17 protein-coding genes and 1 riboswitch are annotated in these 18,322 nt (G+C 48.5%); all 17 genes read left to right on the top strand.

Going from position 1 to position 18,322, the window contains the following annotated elements; translation table 11 throughout:
• The first annotated feature begins 242 nt into the window (after positions 1 to 242).
• The 17 genes from ACI3EW_RS14065 to ACI3EW_RS13985 all read left to right on the top strand — a co-directional run bounded on the left by ACI3EW_RS14065 (position 243) and on the right by ACI3EW_RS13985 (position 18,145).
• Complete coding sequence (locus ACI3EW_RS14065; protein ID WP_117469133.1) at positions 243 to 899, top strand: HD domain-containing protein; 657 nt, start codon at positions 243 to 245, stop codon at positions 897 to 899.
• Positions 900 to 1,229: 330 nt separating this feature from the next.
• The gene (locus ACI3EW_RS14060) at positions 1,230 to 1,775 is read left to right on the top strand and encodes a hypothetical protein (RefSeq protein ID WP_405580700.1); all 546 of its coding nucleotides are present in this window, start codon (positions 1,230 to 1,232) and stop codon (positions 1,773 to 1,775) included.
• Positions 1,776 to 1,857: 82 nt separating this feature from the next.
• Positions 1,858 to 2,490 carry an RNA polymerase sigma factor gene (locus tag ACI3EW_RS14055; protein WP_405580697.1) on the top strand — a complete coding sequence of 211 codons (633 nt, stop codon included), beginning with the start codon at positions 1,858 to 1,860 and terminating at the stop codon, positions 2,488 to 2,490.
• Positions 2,477 to 3,130, top strand: a complete 654-nt coding sequence (locus ACI3EW_RS14050) for a hypothetical protein (protein ID WP_405580694.1) — start codon at positions 2,477 to 2,479, stop codon at positions 3,128 to 3,130. The genes ACI3EW_RS14055 and ACI3EW_RS14050 overlap by 14 nt, the downstream gene beginning before the upstream one ends.
• A gap of 77 nt (positions 3,131 to 3,207) precedes the next feature.
• Positions 3,208 to 3,486, top strand: a complete 279-nt coding sequence (locus ACI3EW_RS14045; RefSeq protein WP_252197387.1) for an AAA family ATPase — start codon at positions 3,208 to 3,210, stop codon at positions 3,484 to 3,486.
• Between the two features lie 169 nt (positions 3,487 to 3,655).
• A complete protein-coding gene (locus ACI3EW_RS14040) occupies positions 3,656 to 4,309 on the top strand; it encodes a CatA-like O-acetyltransferase (protein ID WP_405580690.1) in 654 nt (217 codons plus the stop codon).
• 49 nt (positions 4,310 to 4,358) lie between these two features.
• Positions 4,359 to 5,045, top strand: coding sequence for a FadR/GntR family transcriptional regulator (locus tag ACI3EW_RS14035; RefSeq protein ID WP_405580687.1), 687 nt, complete (start codon positions 4,359 to 4,361; stop codon positions 5,043 to 5,045).
• Between the two features lie 302 nt (positions 5,046 to 5,347).
• Complete coding sequence (locus ACI3EW_RS14030; protein WP_405580684.1) at positions 5,348 to 6,820, top strand: NAD(P)/FAD-dependent oxidoreductase; 1,473 nt, start codon at positions 5,348 to 5,350, stop codon at positions 6,818 to 6,820.
• Position 6,821: 1 nt separating this feature from the next.
• Positions 6,822 to 8,054 (top strand): NAD(P)/FAD-dependent oxidoreductase, encoded by a 1,233-nt coding sequence (locus tag ACI3EW_RS14025; RefSeq protein WP_485663140.1) that lies wholly within the window; start codon positions 6,822 to 6,824, stop codon positions 8,052 to 8,054.
• Positions 8,051 to 8,413, top strand: a complete 363-nt coding sequence (locus tag ACI3EW_RS14020) for a DUF1667 domain-containing protein (protein WP_118514855.1) — start codon at positions 8,051 to 8,053, stop codon at positions 8,411 to 8,413. Before ACI3EW_RS14025 ends, ACI3EW_RS14020 begins: the two co-directional genes overlap by 4 nt.
• A gap of 197 nt (positions 8,414 to 8,610) precedes the next feature.
• Positions 8,611 to 9,531 (top strand): nucleotidyltransferase family protein, encoded by a 921-nt coding sequence (locus ACI3EW_RS14015; protein WP_118530894.1) that lies wholly within the window; start codon positions 8,611 to 8,613, stop codon positions 9,529 to 9,531.
• Positions 9,532 to 9,673: 142 nt separating this feature from the next.
• A complete protein-coding gene (locus ACI3EW_RS14010; RefSeq protein ID WP_118530892.1) occupies positions 9,674 to 10,054 on the top strand; it encodes a hypothetical protein in 381 nt (126 codons plus the stop codon).
• 135 nt (positions 10,055 to 10,189) lie between these two features.
• A complete protein-coding gene (locus ACI3EW_RS14005) occupies positions 10,190 to 12,667 on the top strand; it encodes a hypothetical protein (protein WP_405580679.1) in 2,478 nt (825 codons plus the stop codon).
• A 120-nt stretch (positions 12,668 to 12,787) separates the two neighbouring features.
• A complete protein-coding gene (locus tag ACI3EW_RS14000) occupies positions 12,788 to 14,080 on the top strand; it encodes a UDP-N-acetylglucosamine 1-carboxyvinyltransferase (protein ID WP_118530888.1) in 1,293 nt (430 codons plus the stop codon).
• 174 nt (positions 14,081 to 14,254) lie between these two features.
• A riboswitch (SAM riboswitch) is annotated at positions 14,255 to 14,371 on the top strand.
• 79 nt (positions 14,372 to 14,450) lie between these two features.
• Positions 14,451 to 15,638: a methionine adenosyltransferase gene (gene metK / locus ACI3EW_RS13995; protein ID WP_118297169.1), complete on the top strand. Its 1,188-nt coding sequence runs from the start codon at positions 14,451 to 14,453 to the stop codon at positions 15,636 to 15,638.
• Between the two features lie 321 nt (positions 15,639 to 15,959).
• Entirely contained in the window at positions 15,960 to 17,438 is a 1,479-nt protein-coding gene (locus ACI3EW_RS13990) for a sensor histidine kinase (RefSeq protein WP_118297168.1), read from the top strand.
• A 17-nt stretch (positions 17,439 to 17,455) separates the two neighbouring features.
• A complete protein-coding gene (locus ACI3EW_RS13985) occupies positions 17,456 to 18,145 on the top strand; it encodes a response regulator transcription factor (protein ID WP_118297167.1) in 690 nt (229 codons plus the stop codon).
• Positions 18,146 to 18,322: the final 177 nt, after the last annotated feature.

The raw sequence follows: 18,322 nt of genomic DNA, 5'->3' as shown, positions 1-18,322 counted from the left end.
CTGTCCCACGGAAGAACTTCGCATCCAGTCTCACAGATATGAACTTTGCGTCCTGCCTCACGGAGGTTCGCCTCGAATTAAGATGGAAATCTCACAGAATGAGTTTTTACACAGATTTTACATTCTTTTACCGGAGCGTGATTGTTCGTTTCTTTTTTCTGCTATATGATATAGAAGTGAAAATGAGAGAAAAAAGAAAGAGCAGTCACGAGCTGGGTCGACTGCGGCAGAGGAAAAAGAATATGACATATAAGGAAATCAAGAAAAACGAGGAAGTTTTAGCTTACCTGAAAAAAGGAAACGACAATCTGGGGACTATGGGATTTACAGATCATTCGGACGCGCACTGCGCGATGGTTGCGGAGCGGGCAGCAATGATCTTAAAGAAATTCGGTTACTCAGATCACGATATCGAGCTGGTGAAGATCGCCGGTTTCATGCATGATATGGGAAATGCGATCAACCGGCATGCCCATGCGGAGTATGGTGCCCTTCTGGCATCCCAGATCCTGGAAAAGACGGATCTTCCGATCACAGACCGCGCGATCATCGTCTCCGCGATCGGAAACCATGATGAGTCAACGGGCGGAGCTGTAGATCCGATCTCCGCGGCGCTCATCATCGCCGACAAGACGGATGTACGCAGAAACCGCGTCCGCCAGAAGGAGATGGCATCATTTGATATCCACGACCGCGTAAACTATGCGGTTACAGAGGCAAAATTAAAGGTAAATGAGGAAAAGAAAGTGATCACCCTGAACTTAAAGATCGACGAAAACATCTGCTCCATGCTGGAGTACTTCGAGATCTTCTTACAGCGCATGCTCATGTGCCGTCGTGCGTGTGAAATGCTCGGAGCGAAATTCAAGATGACGGCGAACGGAAGCAAGATCGTATAAAATAAAATATGGAATATGCATCAGAGACACTCTTGGAACAGACCGTAATTGGCCTGTGCTGAGAGTGTTTTTTGTAACAGGAAATTCGGGGGGAGTTCTCCGATGAAAAAAGCACGAATGTGCCAATGATGTGCATTCACGCGAGGCTGTAGGTTATCGCAAGCGACTGCACGAGACACCCGAATGTGCCAGGGCATATTCTTTTTGAGCATTTTAATTCTGATATTCGAAAAAATATTTTTTACCGCAACATTTTCGTTCGGCTGGTTGTATATAGGGTAGAAAGGCAAAAATGCCGGAGTCAAAATGAAGAATTGTGAGGGAATCAATATGTATAAGAAGAATTTAGTAATGCTTGCAACAGTAGTTATGATGGCGGCTTTCGTGAGCGCCTGCGGAAATGGAAAACAGGAAATAAAGGAGACTGCAGTAATCGAGACAATGAAAGACTCACAGGAGGCATCTGAAAATGCTCAGATTGCGAATCCATGGATCGAGGTAAAAACGATGGAGGAGGCGAAAAATATGGCTGGTTTTGACTTAAAACTTCCGGAAATTCCGGCAGAATACGGAAAGAAGATGATCCAGGTGCTGGACTCTGCTGATGCTCTGACGATCGAAGTGATCTTCTGGAATAATGAGGATAAGGAAATACGAATCCGGAAAGCACCGGGAACCGGGGATATCAGCGGAGATTACACTGCTTATGCGCAGAAGCAGAAAGTTCAGGCGGAAAATCGTGAACTGACCTTAAAGGGAGAGGAAGATAAGGTATTCCTTGCCACCTGGACGGAGGATGGTTATACTTATTCTATGTATGTAGAAGCCGGAATTTCAGCGGATGAGATGACTGGAATGGCGGGACAGGTCTGCTGAGAATGGATATCGGAGCGGACTGCTCGGACTACGGATAGAGCTTCATATGACAGGATACGATAAAACAGGGAGAAAAACGGGAATGGGAATATGGACAGCATGGGAGCTGCCGGGATTTCGCCTGCTCCGGTGGCTGCAAGCCCTTATCTGGGCCTTTATGCCGGGGGTAAAGGACGAAAACCGGCAGAATATGGTCGAAAAAGAAGAATGGGAAGCGCGGATGCGTCAGGCGGAGACGAACGGCCGGGCGGAAATGATTCTGACTAGGTTTGGAGACAGCATCCTGCGCTATGCTTATACATATCTTCATAATATGAGCGATGCAGAGGAAGTCCTTCAGGACACGTTGATGCAGTTTTTAAAGACAGCACCGGAATTTGAAAGTGAGAATCATGAAAAAGCCTGGCTTCTGCGAGTCGCTGCGAACTTGAGCAAAAACAGGATCAGGTATAATAAACTTCGGGAGACGGATGAATTGAATGATGAGCTTGTCGCGGAAGAGCGTGAGGATCTGTCCTTTGTGTGGGAGGCGGTAAAGAGTCTGCCGGTAAAATACCGGGAGGTGATCCACCTGTTTTACCATGAAGGTTACCAGACAGCTCAGATCGCGAAGGTTCTCGGAAGAAATGAATCGACAGTCCGTTCTGATCTTCGCCGGGGCAGGGAGAAGCTTAAGGAAGTTCTGAAGGGAGAGTACGATTTTGAAGAAATATGATGAGATCATGAACAAAATCGAGGTAGACGAGGCGATGCGCAAACGGATCCTCAGCTATGTGGAGAACTTGAATCTGGAAACGGAAAAGCCGGCAAAAAGCAGAGAAGAGTCAAAGATCCGCCAGTTCCGCAGACGAACGGTGAGAAATATAACAGCTGCGGCTGCCTGTATCGCGATCCTTCTGGTATGTATCTTCGCCTGGCCGAAGCTCACGGGACCGGGAGAACTGGAAACGAAAGAAAGCGTAAGCATCGCGAACGGCATGGTGGAAGTAAAATCTATCGATGAGCTTTCCGCGGCAGTGGGTTTCCCGGTAAACGAAGTGGAGGGACTCCCGTTTACTGTTGAAAAAGAGGTATACATCTCCTACTGGGGAGAGATGGCGCAGATCGAGTATACCGGAGAAGGCGAGACAGCCGTATTCCGAAAGGGCACGGGAACGGATGATGTCTCTGGAGATTATAATGTGTATTCCAGCGTAAAAGAAATTATGGCTGGAGCGAATCCTGTGACATTGAAAGGCGAGAATAATGTATTCACGCTGGCTGTCTGGACAGATGGGAATTACTCGTACTCTTTGGATATTTCCAAAGGATTAAGTGAAGATGAATGGAGTGAAATGATTCAACTTGCATTGTAAATGCCAGTGATTTTTCAGGTGCCTGCAGCAGTCTTATAAAAATTATGAATGCAGAGACGAGGCGGGCATTTATTTCCATGGATAGCCAGAAACTCAGTGATGTCGACAAAAAGCTGTTTGAGGAATTAATGGACCGTGGTATGACGCAGGATACACTTGTATACAGCTTAAAAGAACTTTCAGAATTGCTCGAACGAGTCTATGGCAGAAAAGTCATTGTCCTTATTGATGAGTATGATGTTCCGCTGGCAAAGGCAAATGAAAATGGATATTATGACGAGATGGCATTGCTGATTAGGAGAGAATGCCTGCAGAGCTCTCAAATTTGTAGGAAATCTCAAAGAAATTTCCTGTGAATAAAAATTAATGTTTCTGTTCATTGCCTTATTAAGGCGGATATGTTATCGTAGATGCAGAAATTAAGATTCATAGTTTTAAGCAGAGACCGGATATCATTGTGAAAAAACGTGCATGTGAGGCTGCATGAATGTGAAACTATGATATCCGTAAGAAGGAGTCAGGACCATGATATTTACTCCGGTTGATCTGGATAGCTGGGAGAGAAGATCCCATTACGAGTATTATACAAAGCTGTTAAAATGCGGGTACAGTGTGACGGTGTCTCTTGATATCACCAAGCTGCACCGTCAGGTAAAGGAAAAAGGATTGAGATTTTATCCGGTGTTTGTGTACTGTGTGTCGAGGCAGATCGCGGCAACGAAGGAATTTCGAATGGGACGGGACAAAGACGGGAATCCGGGATATTATGATGTCCTTCATCCGAACTATACGATCTTTCATGAGGATGACCACACCTTTTCCGATGTGTGGACCGCCTATACGGAAGATTTTTCGGTGTTTTATAAAAATATGTGCAGTGACATGGAGACATACCGGCATGTAAAGGCGGTAAAAGCAAAGCCCGGACAGCCGCAGAACTTTTATTGTATTTCCATGGTGCCATGGCTTGATTTTACCGGATATTCTGCGTATACGGAGAGCGGAACACCGATGCTGTTCCCGATTATTACCTGCGGAAAATTTACGGAGCGGGATGGACGGCTGACGATGCCGTTCTGTGTGAATATAGCTCATGCAGCGGCAGACGGATATCATACATCCATGTTTATTAACGAATTACAGAAACAGCTTGATACGATCACACTGAAAGAGCTGTGATCAGATCATTGTCCGGATATGCCAGGGAAGAAACAGGAGGCGGGAATTGATGGGGACACAGACGAAAACACTTGCGGAGCAGGTTGCGGACGGAATCATGAATCTGATCCAGGAGACACCATACAAAGCAGGAGACAAGCTTCCGACGGAAAAGGAACTCTGTGAGAGTACGGGAGCAGGAAGAAATACGGTCCGTGAGGCCTTAAAGATCCTTGCATCCAGAAATGTCCTAGAGATCCGTCAGGGAGCAGGAACCTTTGTGTCTGAAAAACAGGGGATCCCGGATGATCCTCTTGGATTTTCAATGGTGAATGACCACGTAAAGCTTACAAGGGATCTGCTCCAGGTGAGGATCATGCTGGAGCCGCAGATAGCGGCACTTGCGGCCCAGTGTGCGAAGGAGCATGAGATCAAAGAGCTGGAAGAAATTCTGGAAGAGATGGAAGCGGCAATGAAAAAGAGGGAGGATTATTCGGAGCTGGATACGAAATTCCACACGAAGATTGCCCAGTGTACGCATAATATCGTGATGGAAAATCTTCTTCCGGTGATCGGAAAAGGTGTGGCTGTTTTTGCAAAGGAGGTTGCACAGACAGAATATGACCGGACATGGATCTCGCACCGAAAGATCTTTTGCTATATCCGTGATCACAAGCCCTTTGAGGCAGAGATGGAGATGCAGTATCATCTCCTGTATAACACGAGCCGGTATGAGGAAGAGCAGAGCGGACTTTAAACGATGACGGCTTTGTGTCTGCCTGGCTGTTTTAAACATGAAAAGTCTTCGAAAATTTGTAGGATAAATTTTCGGAGACTTTTTTCATAAAGGGAAAGGGAAATCGAAAATGCCTGCGTGCCGCTCTCCTTTGAGATACTGCGAAAAAACAATGAAAAAATATGAGAAAAATCAAGAAAAATCCTTGTAAAAAGCCGGGATCTGTGGTAAGATTCAAACATAAAATAGGTAGGACGAATTTTGACCTGACCATTGTAGAAAATAATAGCAACGAGATAAAATATCCAAAAAGGAGAAAAGTTATGGGACGATTTGATGTGCTTATCATTGGCGGCGGTGTTGTCGGCAGTGCAATCGCAAGAGAGCTTACAAGATATCAGCTCCGGATCGGTGTGCTGGAAAAGAATCTGGATGTCTGTTATGAGACGAGCGGACGAAATTCCGGAGTGGTCCATGGTGGATTCGCATATGATGTAGGAACACTGAAAGCAAAGCTTTGTGTGGAAGGCAATCAGGGGATGGATGAACTGTCCAGGGAGCTTGGCTTTGTATTCAAACGCTGTGGAAAGGTTCTTGTAGGAAAAACTCCGGAGGATCTGGAGACATTAAAACGGACGATCGCTCAGGGCGAAAAGAACGGAGCAACAAAGCTTCGTCTGCTGAATAAAGAAGAGCTTCATGAGCTGGTTCCGACAGCAGTTGGAGAGTTTGCCATGTTCTCGGAAAATTCCGGAATCGTAGATCCCTTTAACTATACGATCGCACTGGCGGAGAATGCAGCTCAGAACGGAGCGGAATATTTCTTCGATCATGAAGTGACAGGAATCAGCCGTGGAACAAGCGAGGCAGGAGAAGATCTTTATACGGTAACGACAACGCACGGAACCTTTGAGTCCCGTTGGGTGGTCAACAGTGCCGGACTTGGCTGCGGAAAGATTTCTGATATGCTTGGTATCAAAGGATATCGCGTGATCGGCTCCAAGGGAGATTACATCATTCTGGATCGCAGGACCGGAGAGCTTCTTCCGATGCCGATCTATCCGGTTCCGAGTAATACATATATGGGAATCCATGTTACCAATACGACGGATGGAAATGTAATTATCGGACCGAATGCAGAGATGACAGAGAATTTCACGTACTATGGAGTGCCGCAGGAGAACATGGATTACCTTGCAAGGAGTGCATCTGAGATCTGGCCGTATATTAAAAAGTCAGATTATATCCGCAACTACTCCGGAATCCTGCCGAAGTGGGTGGATGAGAACGGAACGATCCAGGATTTCAAGATCGAGATCCGTCCGGAGCTTGCGCCGCATGCGGTGAACCTTGTAGGAATCGAGTCTCCGGGACTTACGGCAGCAGTTCCGATCGGACGTATGGTGGCACGGATGATGCAGGAATACGAAGCATTTAAAGAAAATCCGGAATTTAACCCGAAACGGGAGGGAATTATCCGGTTTGATGAGCAGGATGACGAGACAAAAGCAAAGCTGATCGCAGAAGATCCGGATTACGGTGAGGTGATCTGCCGCTGTGAGAAGGTAACAAAGGCGGAGATCCTCAAGGCGGTCCACAATCCGCTCGGAGTTCATACGATGACAGGAATTAAGTACCGTACAAGATCCATGATGGGGCGCTGTCAGGGCGGTTACTGCCAGATGAGAATTGAAAAAATGATCGAGGATGAGCTCGGTGTGAAGGATACGGATATCCGGTATGCAAGACAGAATTCCTGGATGTTTACCGGAGAAGTGAGAAAGGAGGAACAGTAGGATGGAAACACGTGATGTGGTAATTGTCGGCGGAGGTCCGGCCGGACTTGCGGCAGCCGTAGAGCTTTATAAAAAAGGGATTAGGAATGTTCTGATCGTAGAACGTGAAAAGACCATGGGCGGTATTTTACGTCAGTGTATTCATGACGGTTTCGGTCTGACGAGATTTGGAGAGACCTTGAGCGGACCGGAATATGCACAGAAATTTATTGACGAGGTCATGGAATTAAAGATACCGTATGTGACCGATACGACTGTTCTTTCTGTATCTCCGGACAAGGTTGTAACCCTTGCTTCTTCGAATGGTTTAAAGAAGATTCAGGCAAAAGCTGTGATCCTCACCATGGGCTGCAGAGAGAGGACAAGAGGTGCTCTGGGAATCCCGGGCGAACGTCCGACGGGAGTATTCACAGCAGGTGTTGCACAGGCTTACATCAATCTTTATAACCGCATGGTCGGAAAAGAGGTCGTGATCCTTGGTTCCGGAGATATCGGAATGATCATGGCGAGACGTTTAACCTTAGAGGGCGCTCATGTACAGGCTGTGTTTGAGATCCAGCCGATCCCGAGCGGACTTCCGAGAAACATCGAACAGTGCCTGAATGATTACGGAATCCCGCTGTATCTGAGCCACACGATCACAGACATCCACGGAAATGAGCGTGTGACAGGCGTTACCGTTGCACAGGTGGATGAGCACATGAAGCCGATTCCGGGAACGGAGAAGGAATACAACTGTGATACGGTGATCCTCTCGGTCGGTCTGATTCCGGAAAACGAGCTTTCCATCGATGCCGGTGTTACGCTTGATGCAAGAACAAAGGGGGCGGTGGTCGATGAATATTTCCAGACAGAAAAATCCGGCTTCTTTGCAGCAGGCAATGTCCTCCATGTTCATGATCTGGTAGACTTTGTGTCCATGGAAGCAGAAAAGCTGGCAGACGGTGTTGCGGAATATGTGGAAAACGGCAGTCTGCCGGAGTGCACGATCCCGGTGAAAGCAGCTTCCGGCATCAATCATACGGTGCCGATGAAGGTCAGCGGAAAGAAAGATGTGACGATCTCCATGCGTGTCGGACGGAAATTCGAAAATTGCACGATCGAGGTCAGACAGGGAGAAAAGGTTCTTGCGAAAAAGCATTTAAAGAAGGCACTTCCGGCAGAGATGATCCAGATCCCGGTTAAGAAAGAGACGTTTGAAGGTGAGCAGGAAGTGGAGGTGTGCATCTTATGATTAGAAAAATGACATGTATCGTATGTCCGAATGGCTGTGAGCTTGAGGCGGAGATCGTGGATGGAAAATGCATCTCCGTGAGTGGAAATTTATGCCCGAAGGGAGCTCAGTATGCGGCGCAGGAGGTCGAAGCGCCGAAGCGTACGATCGCAAGCTCCGTGGCTGTGAAAAACGGAGTTCTCCCACTTGTCAGCGTGCGGTTAAACCGTGCGGTGCCGAAGGAGAAGCTGTTTGAGGTGATGGCGGAGATCCGCAAGCTGTCCTTAAATGCACCGGTCCATACCGGTGATCTGATCGTAGAAAATATTTTAGGTCTTGGAAGCGATCTGATCGCGACGAAAAATGTAGAGAAACAGTAGTATAGAAGATTATTTGGAAGAGTCCGGTGGTTCTCTCAGAAGATGCGAAGGAAGTGACTGCTTTTTGGCAGAAATTCCTACGAATTTCTTAAAAGAGTGCAGCCGGACTCTTTGTCTGATTGAAAAGAATCTGAATCTGTGTTATGATACCTCCATATGAGTGTGAAAGAATCTGCAGAAAAAAGGAGGACTGTTACATGAAAAAGACATCTCTTGTCATCATGGCAGCAGGAATTGGAAGCCGTTTTGGCGGCGGAATCAAGCAGCTTGCCCCGGTTGGTCCGAGCGGTGAGATCATTATGGACTATTCGATCCATGATGCTCTGGAAGCGGGTTTTGATAAAATTATTTTTATCATCAGAAAAGATCTGGAGAAAGATTTTAAGGAGATCATCGGAAACAGGATCGAGAAGATCGCTCCGGTCGAGTATGCGTACCAGGAGATGGATGATCTCCCGGAAGGTTTTTCTGTTCCGGAAGGTAGAAAAAAACCGTGGGGAACCGGTCAGGCGATTCTTGCGGCGAGAGATCTGATCAAGGAACCGTTCCTTGTCATCAATGCCGATGACTACTACGGAAAAGAAGGCTTTAAGATCGTCCATGACTATATGGTAAATGAGATGGATGATACGAAGGCTACATTCGATATGTGTATGGCTGGTTTTATCCTCTCCAACACGTTAAGCGAAAATGGTCCGGTGACCCGCGGCGTGTGCACGGTGGATGCCAATGGATATCTCTCCAAGGTCACAGAGACATACGACGTCTACAAAGCGGAAGACGGCATGCATGCGGCTGACCACGATGGCAACCCGGTTATCGTAAAAGAAGACCAGCATGTTTCCATGAATATGTTCGGACTGCCGGCATCTTTCGTAAAAGAACTGGAAAAAGGATTCCCGGAATTCCTCTCCGGCGTGAAAGAGGGGGATCTGAAAGCGGAATACCTTCTCCCAGCGGTGATCGACAGCTGTATTCATAACGGAAAAGGTACAGTCCGCGTCCTTGAGACAAAGGATAAATGGTTTGGTGTGACCTACAAAGAGGACAAACCGGCAGTTGTCGCGTCGATCCAGAAGCTGGTCGATGCGGGTGTTTATCCGAAAAAACTGTTTTAGCCGGTCCGGCGCCGACATGTCAGACTTCATGAAATTGCCGGCTGTGGATCGAAATTATCATAAAATGAGATGGTAGCTTTCCCGCTCCTTTTTGCATATGATAATCCTGTATAGGGATCAGCAAAGGAGCGGGAACGTTTTTATGGAGAAGAGATACCGGGGATACCCCCCGGAAGTGAAAAAAGTGCCCTGGATGCTTTATCGGAGAGAGGAACAGAGCGCAGGACCGGTCCTGACCGGAAATGAGCTCCGGTCGGAGATGGACTATCTGAGAGGACTCTATCCTTCAGCAGCGAAGAGAAAACAGGTTTTGGCCGAGGAGGCGTGTGACCTTTTGGAATACCCCGGGAGTCCGATGTATGACGAATATCCGGACCGGGAATTCTTATACCGGGAACTGTTAAAAGTCAGAGAACGCCACCCGGAGGAGACTATGGGCGGAACAGAAGAACAGGATCTGCTGCAGGTTCTGTTTGTGAATGAGATTTACCGGAGAAGAATTTTAAACAGAGTTGAAAATTGATAACTGTTCAGCAGGTCTGCGCACTTGCTGCGTTGACTGTAATAAAGCACGGGTTTGAAGGTACTGAACAGTTACGGAAATTGAAAAATTCTGCCGACAGGCAGTGACAGATAGACAGAGTGAGGAAACAGTGAGATGAAGACCGGAAAGAAAGTCATGATCCTGCTGCTTGTTTTTGTAGCGGCGGCAGTGGTATATTTTGTACACCCAGTAGGGAAGAAAGAAGAGCACGGAGTCACGGAGTACACGGCGATGGAAAAAGCAAAATTCCCGGTGCTCTATGCGACGATGGGAGAACGGGAGATGGCACCCGTGTTCGGACAGACGGAGGAGCGCGGCGTGACCGCAGGGCGTGACAGCCTGATCCTGCTTCCGGAGGACCGGAAACTAAAGCTCCGGTTTGCAGGGACTACGAAGATCCAGGGAGTGCATTATGAAATCCGCAGTCTCGATACGGAGGATCTGATCGAGAGAACGAGAATTGGATCGTTTGAAACGTCATTAAACGGGGACAGTGAGAACGCCTTGAGTACAGAGCTTCCGATCCAGAACCTTCTGGATGCAGGAAAGGAATATCTGCTCGGGGTATGTGCAGAACTCTCTGATGGATCCGAGGCCTGGTACTATATGCGGATCACGGAACAGGACCAGGGACATGCGAATGAGATGCTGTCGCTGGCGGAGGACTTTTCTTCAAAAACTTATAAGTATAGTGATGCCCAGAGTCTGACCATGTATATGGAGACATCCCCGACCGCAGGCAGCACATCCCTGGGGACGGTGACACTGAAGGACACATTTACCCAGCTCACCTGGGGATCGCTCGGTGTGGAGCGGTCCGGAGAGGCATACACGAAGCTGAAGGAACTTTCCGGCAATCTCGCGAATGTGGAGATCACGTCGAGAGTGACGGCGAAAAATGGTGAAAAGACAGAAAACTATGAAGTGACAGAAAACTTCACGATGAAATGGTCATCCCAGAGGATCTACATGATGGATTACGAGCGCACGATGACGGAACTTTTCACCGGAGACACGGAACTGTTTTCCGGAAAGAGGATCCTTCTGGGGATCGGAAACGGTGACGGAGTTCACGCCGTAAAGAGCACAGGTGGCCAGTATACGGCATTTGTGACAGACCGGGAACTGTGGGCTTACGACAGCGGTGAGAACGTGGGGGCGCGGGTGTTCGCGTTCGGCGGAGCAGCGTCCGATGATATCAGGGACAATGTGCCGGAGCATGGCGTCGAGATCCTCGCTGTCGATGAGGACGGCGGGATCGATTTTATCGTTTACGGGAGAATGAACCGCGGAACACATGAAGGAAGCACGGGGATCGCGTACTATCATTATGATATGGGACAGAATGCGCTGGAAGAAAAATTCTTTATTCCATCGTCGGAACCTTATCAGGAGTTAAAAGATGATCTCTCGGTACTTGCCCATCGCGGAACGAATGGAATCTTCTACTTCTATATGGATCACGGGATCTATGGGATCGACTTAAAGAGTCTGGAGTATGTGGCACTTGCCTCCGGACTTACAAAAGAGCAGTTCGCGGTCAGCGCGGACCATTCCCGGGCGGCATGGCAGGAGAATACCGGGATCTGGGATTCACAGACGATCCAGATCATGGACCTCGACACCGGGGACAAGACTCAGGTGGGCGGACAGAGTGGTTCTGTAACGAGGATCCTTGGTTTTGTCGGAAACGACTGCATTTATGGAACCGGGGACAGCGGAGACTATCTGATGTCCAACGGCCGTGTGATGGGGACTTATCTGAACAGCATCGATATCGTTGACCGGGAGATGAAGTCGGTCATGCATTATGAGAAGCCGGGTTCCTGGATTCGTGAGGTGTCTGTGGATGACAGCAGGATCCATATGAAGACTGTGAACAGCCGGGACGGATTTTTCGGAGCATATTCTGAGGACACGCTTGTCTGCAATGCGGAGATCCTTCCAGGAAAGACGGATGATATCGGCTGGTACGCATCAGACCAGAAAGGTCAGATCATGTTTGTACAGCTTGACCGTGATGTCGATGCGTCAAAGAAAAAGATCCGCCAGACATCTCCGAAGCTTGCGGAGAGCAGTTCGACAGTCAAACCGATCGCAGCGGCAGCTTGTAAGACTACGGAATTTTATGCGTATGGACGAGGACGATTCCTCGGACGTTTTGTGGACTTTGCCGATGCGGCGCAGGCAGCATACGATCATATGGGATTCGTGACCGCGGGACGTGACCGGACCATCTGGGTCCGCGGAAACCGCGCGAGCGCCTTCTATATCAGGGATCTCACCGCGGGTTCCGCTCTGCTGGAGCGCTATCGGGATTCCTTTGAGAAGAACCAGACAATGGAAGACGGAACCTTCCTTCTGGATGCGTCGGGCAGCAGTATCGTTCAGGTCCTGTACTTTGTGGGACAGAATATCCCGGTACTGGCGTATACCGGAGAGGGAACCTGCATGTACCTGACCGGCTATGACCAGACGCATGTCCGCGTGTACCATCCGGAAAGCGGGGCAACGGAAGTCCTGTCCATGGAGACGGCGAACCAGATGTTCGGCGCAGCGGGGTATGATTTTATCTGCTGTGTACCGGTATAGGGGAGTATCTTAAGAAAAACTTTACATTTTTCCCAGATATGTTATAATCATAACGAAAACGAGCTGGGACGGATGCAGGATAGCTATGTCCTTTTTTAGATATATAGATAGAGGTGCGTAATGGAACAGTACATTATGAAGGGCGGAAACCCGCTTGTAGGTGAAGTGACTATAAGCGGCGCGAAGAATGCGGCTCTGGGAATCTTAGCGGCGGCGATCATGACGGATGACGATGTTGTGATCGATAATCTCCCGGATGTCAGCGATATCAATGCTCTCCTGGATGCGATCAGTCATCTTGGAGCGAAAGTTGACCGGATCGACCGCCATACCGTAAGGATCAATGCCGCAAATATCCACGCCGTGACCGTGGAAGATGAGCATATGAGAAAGATCCGCGCGTCATATTATTTTATCGGCGCGCTTCTCGGAAAATATAAGAGTGCAGAAGTTCCGCTTCCGGGCGGATGTACGATCGGAAGCCGTCCGATCGACCAGCATTTAAAGGGTTTCCGTGCCCTGGGATCCGATGTGAAGATCGTCCGCGGAGCAGTTGTAGCCCACGCGATCGATCTTGTCGCAAGCCATATCTACCTTGATGTGGTTTCCGTCGGAGCAACCATCAATATCATGATGGCGGCAACGATGGCCGAGGGCGAGACGATTCTTGAGAACGTTGCAAAAGAGCCGCATGTCGTTGATGTTGCGAACTTCTTAAACAGCATGGGTGCGAACATCAAAGGCGCAGGTACGGATGTGATCAGGATCAAAGGAGTGAGACGTCTTCACGGAACAAATTATTCGATCATCCCGGATCAGATCGAGGCCGGAACCTTCATGTGTGCGGCGGCGATTACCCGCGGTGATATCACCGTAAAGAATGTGATCCCGAAACATCTGGAGGCAATCTCCGCAAAACTGATGGAAATGGGCTGTGAAGTGGTCGAGTTCGATGAGGAGATCCGCGTAGTCGGAAAACCGAAACAGCGCCACATGAACTTTAAGACTCTGCCGTACCCGGGATTCCCGACCGATATGCAGCCGCAGATGACGGTGGCACTTGCTCTGGCGGACGGAACAAGCGTGGTGACAGAGAGTATTTTTGAGAACCGCTTCAAATATGTGGATGAGCTTTCCCGCATGGGAGCAAACATCAAGGTAGAAGGCAGTGTTGCCATTGTTGACGGTGTCACAAACTTCACAGGTGCCCAGGTCGTCGCACCGGATCTCCGCGCGGGCGCAGCTCTTGTGCTTGCAGGACTGGCTGCAGACGGATATACGACTGTTGATGAGATCGGCTATGTCGAGCGCGGATACGAAAATTTTGAAGAGAAACTTCGTTCTCTCGGTGCTGTGATCGAGCGTGTAGATTCCGAGAAGGAAGCACAGAAATTCAGACTGAGAGTCGGCTGAGAATAAAGAAACGGTCCGAAACCCCGGAATTTATGGGAATTTTTTCCGATTTTCCAGGTTTTCGGGCTTTTTTTATGATTCCCGCTTGACATTCTGTTCTGAATCGTATAAGATACAGTCCGTGAGTCATTCATGGGATGGCTTACGGCCATAATGTGAAAAAGTTCGCAATATCCCTTATTCAGAGTGATGGAGGTACATAGGACCGGTGAAGTCACGGCAACCCCTGTTAATCGCGTTCGCGAGAGGGCAGGAAGGTGCCAACCTGAGCGAGTAATCGAGCAATAAGAGGATTTGACCGATGATAAGTTTGTCAAGTCCGCTTAGCATGAGCGGACTTTTGTTTTGTTTAAAATCGAAAGGAGTTACAATGGAAAAGAGATTATTTACTTCCGAGTCCGTAACTGAAGGACATCCGGATAAGATGTGCGACGCGATCTCCGATGCGATCCTCGACGCTTTAATGGAGCAGGATCCGATGAGCCGTGTTGCGTGTGAGACATGCACAACAACAGGTCTTGTTATGGTAATGGGTGAGATCACAACAAAGGCATACGTGGATATCCAGAAGATCGTCCGTGAGACAGTCCGCGAGATCGGCTATGACCGTGCAAAATATGGTTTTGACTGCGATACCTGCGGTGTTCTCACTGCGATCGATGAGCAGTCTACCGATATCGCGATGGGAGTTGACAAAGCACTCGAGGCCAAAGAGAACAACATGACCGATGACGAGTTAGACGCGATCGGCGCCGGTGACCAGGGTATGATGTTCGGCTTCGCTACAAACGAGACACCGGAGTACATGCCGTACCCGATCGCTCTTGCACATAAGCTTGCAAGACGTCTCACAGAGGTAAGAAAGAACGGAACTCTTCCGTACTTAAGACCGGATGGAAAGACCCAGGTTACTGTTGAGTACGATGAGAACGGAAAGCCGTTCCGCCTCGATGCAGTCGTTCTCTCCACACAGCATGATGAGAATGTGACTCAGGAGCAGATCCATGAGGATATCAAAAAATATGTATTCGATGAGATCCTTCCGCAGGAGATGGTAGATGCAGATACCAAATTCTTCATCAACCCGACCGGACGTTTCGTGATCGGCGGACCGCACGGAGACAGTGGACTTACAGGAAGAAAGATCATCGTTGACACCTACGGCGGATATGCACGTCACGGCGGCGGAGCTTTCTCCGGAAAGGACTGCACAAAGGTAGACCGTTCCGCAGCATACGCAGCCCGTTATGTTGCAAAGAACATTGTAGCAGCAGGACTTGCAGATCAGTGTGAGATCCAGCTTTCCTATGCGATCGGTGTTGCTCATCCGACTTCCATCATGGTCGAGACAGAGGGAACCGGAAAGGTATCCGACGAGAAGTTAGTTGAGATCATCCGTGACAACTTTGACCTTCGCCCGGCAGGAATCATCAAGATGCTTGATCTCCGCCGTCCGATCTACAAGCAGACCGCAGCATACGGTCACTTCGGAAGAACCGATGTAGATCTTCCGTGGGAGAAGCTCGACAAGGTTGAGGATTTAAAGAAATATCTGTAGGATAAAAGAACAGAAAGATCATGGACATATATCATGAAAATGATCGGAAGCAGCGGCACAGTCCCCGGGGTGTTCGGGAAACTGTGCCGTTGTTTCTATATTACGCGAACAATGAGCCAAAGTCCGCGATTCCGTAAGACTCTGGCGACTGTCGCGATAACAACGTGAAGATTCCACATTTTAGAATACTTTTATAAACACCACCCCTGAGTTGTGCTATACTTATCATATGTCGGTTTTCTGTATACAGACAGGAGTCCTGACAACGGATGAATGACCGGAAGACCGGATGAAAAATAAGAAGGGAGCGCGCGGACGCTCATGAAAATACGAACAAAATTACTGGTAACCTTTTGTACGATCACGGTGGTGCCGATCATCCTGATCTATATCGCGATCATGGGACTCAGCACATATCAGAACCGGGTATTTAGTGAGACATATGGAGTCGGCCAGGTGGATCTCTCGGCAGGCGCGTCGATCCGCGTGTTCAGCCATCTGACAGAGAGTATCCAGAAAGAGATCGAGGAGGAGATCAAAAATGATCCGTCTGACTTCGAGGACCTGACTTATCTGGCAACGCTGAATGACCAGATGAAATTAAAGCATTCCTTTTTGATGGTGACAAAGAATGGAAAACTCTTCTATTCGGGAAATGAGGAAGCGGCATCGGCGCTCGAGAGCCAGATCTCGGATTATGCGGAGATCAATGATGTGGATTCGTGGGGAAATTATCTGGATAAGAATACGGAACACCTGATCAAACAGCGTGAATTTGAACTTTCGGATGGATGCCGGATCGGGATCTATCTCGTGACAAACGTGGTGGATGTGATCCCGGAGGTAAAATCCCTGATCACGGAGATGTTCCTCAGCAGTGCGATGATCCTTTTTATCACCGGAGGTATGCTGACGGCGTGGGTATACCGGTCGATCTTATGGCCGATCGGAAAGCTCCAGGAGGCGACAAAACAGATCCGTGACGGCAATCTGGACTTTACTCTTGACGTTGAGGATGATGATGAGATCGGGCAGCTCTGCCAGAACTTTGAGGAGATGAGGATCCGGCTGAAGGAATCCACGGAGGAGAAGATCCAGTACGACAAAGAGAGCAAGGAACTGATCAGCAACATCTCCCACGACTTAAAGACCCCGATCACAGCGATCAAGGGATACGCGGAAGGACTGATGGAAGGTGTCGCGTCCTCGCCGGAGAAACGGGACAAATATATCCGGACGATCTACAATAAGGCGAATGATATGGACCGTCTGATCAATGAGCTGACATTCTACTCAAAGATCGACACAAATAAGATCCCGTACACATTTTCAAAGATCAATGTGGCAAACTATTTCCGTGACTGTGTGGAGGAAGTCGGCCTGGAGCTTGAAGCGAGAGGAATCGAGCTCGGCTACTTTAACTTTGTGGATGAGGACGTGATGGTAATCGCCGACGCGGAGCAGATGAAGCGCGTGATCAACAACATCATCGGAAATTCATTGAAATATATGGACAAAAAGCATGGGATCATCAATATCCGGATTCTTGATGTCGGTGATTTTGTCCAGATCGAGATCGAGGATAATGGAAAGGGGATCGGCCAGAAGGAGCTTCCGTACATCTTTGACAGGTTCTACCGGACTGATTCTTCGAGAAATTCCAGCAAGGGCGGAAGCGGCATCGGACTTTCCATCGTAAAGAAGATCATCGAGGATCACGGCGGAAAGATCTGGGCGACGAGCAAGGAAGGGATCGGAACAGAGATCCATTTTGTGCTGAGAAAGACGACAGCAGATTAATAGGAGGAAACAACAATATGAGCAAAATTCTGATCGTGGAAGATGAGGAAAGTATTGCAGAGCTCGAGAAAGACTATCTGGAATTATCGGGCTTTGAAGTTGAAATAGAAAATGATGGGGAAGCAGGCTTAAAGAGAGCCATGTCGGAAGAATTTGATCTTTTTATCCTGGATCTGATGCTTCCGGGCGTTGATGGATTTGAAATCTGCAAAAAGATCAGGGAGACAAAAAACACCCCGATCATCATGATCTCCGCGAAAAAAGACGATATCGACAAGATCCGCGGTCTCGGCCTTGGCGCGGATGATTATATCACCAAGCCGTTCAGCCCGAGTGAGATGGTAGCGAGAGTCAAAGCCCATCTTTCCCGTTACGAGAGACTGATCGGAAGCGGAACCCCGGCAAACGACATTATCGAGATCCGTGGCTTAAAGATCGATAAGACCGCCCGCCGCGTCTATGTAAACGGCGAGGAGAAGAACTTTACGACAAAGGAATTCGACCTTCTGGCGTTCCTCGCCCAGAACCCGAACCATGTATTTACAAAGGAAGAACTCTTCTCAAAGATCTGGGATATGGAATCCATCGGCGATATTGCGACCGTCACAGTCCACATTAAGAAGATCCGTGAAAAGATCGAGATGAATACGGCAAAACCGCAGTATATCGAGACGATCTGGGGAGTCGGCTACCGGTTTAAAGTCTGATCTGCAGGAGACGAAGATGGGCAGAAGAAAACTTTTAGAAAAGATGCCGTGAAATCCCGCTCAGACGCATGGGAAACATGATATGTGAGAAGATACCTCTGAAGCAGACTGGTTGAAAAAACAGATCTGCTTCAGAGGTATTTTTTATTTAACAGCAGTGGTCACCGCGATGTTTTG

It is taken from the genome of Pilosibacter rotomagensis (genome assembly GCF_045062245.2).
Classification (GTDB): domain Bacteria; phylum Bacillota; class Clostridia; order Lachnospirales; family Lachnospiraceae; genus Pilosibacter.
This window is presented reverse-complemented; position numbering and strand designations above follow the sequence as displayed.